The organism is Pseudoteredinibacter isoporae (assembly GCF_040372805.1).
Classification (GTDB): domain Bacteria; phylum Pseudomonadota; class Gammaproteobacteria; order Pseudomonadales; family Cellvibrionaceae; genus Pseudoteredinibacter; species Pseudoteredinibacter isoporae_A.
The window spans coordinates 1-3,305 of record NZ_BAABWJ010000020.1; the positions used below are offsets into that span (position 1 = coordinate 1).

Here is a 3,305-nt window from a genome sequence, read left to right on the forward strand (position 1 = left end):
ACCTTCATTTGGGTACTTTGAGAGAGGGGTATACTCCTCTATCACGTTTTGTATTTCTGTTTTGTCCATTTGCCGAGCCCGGCTTGCATATTATTTCTCTAGCCTCAATACTTTCGGCCATTGCTGTTAATGGTTGTTTGTATGAACTTAGTTGATATTTTGAATGTGCTGGCAGATGGCGAGTTTCACTCTGGCGAGGAGTTGGGGCAGGCGTTGGGTGTCAGCCGAACCGCAGTATGGAAGCATCTCCATAAGTTAGATGAGTTGGGCTTGGAGCTGACGTCTGTTAAAGGGCGGGGGTATCGTCTTGTCGGTGGCCTGGATTTACTCAATCAAGAGCATATTCTCAGACAGATGCAGCCTCGTGCTGCAGATTTGGTCTCCAAGTTTGAAATATTTCACAGCATTGAGTCGACCAACAGTTATCTCCTGTCTCAATCTGATCATGGTCACGTCTGCATGGCTGAGCGCCAGTTGGCTGGTCGTGGTCGTCGTGGCCGCAATTGGATAAGCCCTTTTGCTCGGAATATTTATCTATCGGTGTCTTGGACATTTCAGGGTGGGGCTCAAGCGCTTGAAGGCCTGAGTCTCGCCGTGGGAGTTGCCGTAGCTGATGCAATTGCCAGTCAGGGTATCGAAGGTGTCCAGCTGAAATGGCCAAATGACGTGTTACACCAGGGGCGCAAGCTGGGAGGGATTCTATTGGAGATGTCTGGGGACGTCAGCGGTGAATGCAAGCTGGTGCTGGGTATCGGTTTGAATGTTGATATGCCTAAAGTCTCCTCCGACGATATTGAGCAAGCTTGGGTGGATTTGGCGCAATTGGGTTTTAACGGTTCTCGCAATGATCTGGCGGCGGCGATATTGGATCGAGTGATGCCAATGCTGGCAAGCTATGATCAGGGCGGGTTCGGTCAATACCGTGAGCGCTGGCAGCATTTGGATGCGTTTTTCGGTCAGGCTGTCTATGTCAGTTCCGCGCAGCAGCGCACGGAAGGTGTCGCTAATGGTGTTGCTGATAATGGAGCCCTGCGATTACTGGTGGACGGGGTTGAGCAGCACTTCAGTGGCGGTGAAGTTTCCCTGAGGCTGCTGGGATGATATTGGAGCTGGATGCAGGAAACACTCGCGTAAAATGGCGAGTCGTGGACAGTGCGGGGAAGCGTTGTGGCGGAGGTGCTTTGGTTAGCGACGCGACTGCCGGTGATATGCTGGAGCCGTTGTTGGCGGCGAGAAATTTAACCGCGGCCAGGATGGTGTCGGTTGCTTCCCCTGTTGTTGCTCAGTCGATTGGCTTTATGCTGCAGCGTCGCTTCGGTATCGAATTGAAGCTGGCGCCTGTACAGAAGGAATGTGACGGTCTTGTAAATCCCTATAAAAACGTCTCAAAACTGGGGGCGGATCGTTGGTTGGCTGTGCTTGCTGCGCACAAGCGCTACGGAGGCAATTGCCTGATTGTCGACTGCGGCAGTGCGACTACGGTCGAAATGCTGGTGGGGGGGTGTTATCTCGGTGGCGTTATCGCGCCGGGCATCGGCTTGATGTTCAAGTCTTTATATTCGGAAACTCATCAGGTCAAAGTGTTGGGAGAGCGTCCTGAGGTTTTGGGGGTTGCGCAGGATACCGATTCAGCCGTTCAAAGTGGGGTGTGGGGCTCCCTGGTGGGCTTGGTGGCCTATTACCGTGGACTTCTTCTGGAAGCGATGGGCGAAGGCAGGCCGGAAATTTTGGTTTGTGGGGGGGATGCGCGTCAACTTGCGGGCTTGTTGCCCTTTGAGTGTCACGTGCACGAAGAGCTGGTTTTGGATGGCTTGGCGAGGGTCTGCCCAATCATACAGTCAGTCGCAGATTAATAACTATAGATAGGAAAAAGAATGAAGGCGGTTTTTGTGTGCCTGTTTGTGCTCAATGCTGTGTTATTGGCGTGGGCGCTTGGGAAAGAAGAACCCAGGCCGATAGTAGCAAAGGCTAAATTGGGGGAGGGTGTTGCGGAAATTGCTTTGCTTTCCGAACACGACCTGTCTGAGGGAGACTCTGAAGAGAGCCCGGAAGAGAAAACCCGCATCCCGGTTGAAAGTGTTGAGAATATCGAGGTGGCTACGGAAATTACAGAAGTGCCGGAGTCCGACCCGGTGTGCACACTTTTGGGCCCATTTGATGAACTGTTGCAGGCTGAGTATGCAGTCGAACATTTGGCGTCCCTTGAGGTCGAGGCCGCCATTGAAACCTTGGAAATACCGGGAGATCCCGGGTTTTGGGTTTACCTCTCTCCATTGCCGAGCCGGAAAGAGGCGCTGCGCAAGCTCCATGAGCTTCAGGCTAAGGGCATTGATTCTTATGTGATCCCCAAGGGCGATATTGTGAACGGCATTTCCTTCGGTATGTACAGTCGGGGCAGCTCGGCACAGACGCGCCAGAAAGAAGTGGCGGGTTATGGGTATCAGGCTGATATTAAAGAAGTTGTTCGGTCTTATGAGGAGACTTGGGTGGTCGTTCAGCCCTCAGAAGCTGAAAAAATGAACAATGAATCCTGGCAAAACTTCATGAATAAAAGAAAAGGTATAGAAAGACGAGAAAATTACTGTCCAGGTGTTGCGTCTTTGTAAAAGTTTCTCTAGAATCCGCGCTCCACTGTTCGAGGTAACAGTGTTTAGGGCTGGCGTAGCTCAGTTGGTAGAGCAGCTGACTTGTAATCAGCAGGTCGTAGGTTCGACTCCTATCGCCAGCTCCATTTTCTTAACTTGTGTATGTAAATAGCTGTTTTTTAAGAAAAAACGGTTGACAAGTTAAGCGGAGAAGCGGAAAATTCCCGCCTCTTTCGCAGGGGTTCCCGAGTGGCCAAAGGGATCAGACTGTAAATCTGACGCGCAAGCTTCGGTGGTTCGAATCCACCCCCCTGCACCATTATTTCTGCTATTCAACATACCTTAACTTGCTTTGGCATGTGCTGTGTTGGTAGTTGGCGGATTTGTTTGGCGGGTATAGTTTAGTGGTAGAACCTCAGCCTTCCAAGCTGATGATGCGGGTTCGATTCCCGCTACCCGCTCCAAATTAATCGCGTTGCTCAAGAGTGAGTGGCGGATTGCAAGGCTCAAGTAGCTCAGTTGGTAGAGCACACCCTTGGTAAGGGTGAGGTCGGCAGTTCAAATCTGCTCTTGAGCTCCATTTTTTCCGTGTTGGCTTGTGCTGGCGCGGTTTTTGTTGTCTGGGCTTTTTGCTTGGGACAATTTATTGATACGGAGATGCCCACAATGGCTAAAGAAACATTTGAACGCTCCAAGCCCCATGTGAACGTGGGCACAATT

At 51.3% G+C, this 3,305-nt stretch carries 3 protein-coding genes and 4 tRNA genes; all 7 read left to right on the plus strand.

The window, feature by feature from the left end:
- Positions 1-141: 141 nt before the first annotated feature.
- The 7 genes from birA (at position 142) to ABWW03_RS19865 (ending at position 3,165) form a co-directional block, all read left to right on the plus strand.
- Entirely contained in the window at positions 142-1,101 is a 960-nt protein-coding gene (birA, locus tag ABWW03_RS19835; RefSeq protein WP_353411407.1) for a bifunctional biotin--[acetyl-CoA-carboxylase] ligase/biotin operon repressor BirA, read from the plus strand.
- The gene (locus tag ABWW03_RS19840) at positions 1,098-1,853 is read left to right on the plus strand and encodes a type III pantothenate kinase (protein WP_353411409.1); all 756 of its coding nucleotides are present in this window, start codon (positions 1,098-1,100) and stop codon (positions 1,851-1,853) included. The genes birA and ABWW03_RS19840 overlap by 4 nt, the downstream gene beginning before the upstream one ends.
- A gap of 21 nt (positions 1,854-1,874) precedes the next feature.
- The gene (locus tag ABWW03_RS19845) at positions 1,875-2,606 is read left to right on the plus strand and encodes an SPOR domain-containing protein (RefSeq protein WP_353411411.1); all 732 of its coding nucleotides are present in this window, start codon (positions 1,875-1,877) and stop codon (positions 2,604-2,606) included.
- Between the two features lie 49 nt (positions 2,607-2,655).
- Positions 2,656-2,731, plus strand: a tRNA-Thr gene (locus tag ABWW03_RS19850).
- An 89-nt stretch (positions 2,732-2,820) separates the two neighbouring features.
- Positions 2,821-2,904 (plus strand) — tRNA-Tyr (locus ABWW03_RS19855).
- A 71-nt stretch (positions 2,905-2,975) separates the two neighbouring features.
- Positions 2,976-3,049 (plus strand) — tRNA-Gly (locus tag ABWW03_RS19860).
- Between the two features lie 40 nt (positions 3,050-3,089).
- Positions 3,090-3,165: transfer RNA gene (locus ABWW03_RS19865), tRNA-Thr, on the plus strand.
- Positions 3,166-3,305: the final 140 nt, after the last annotated feature.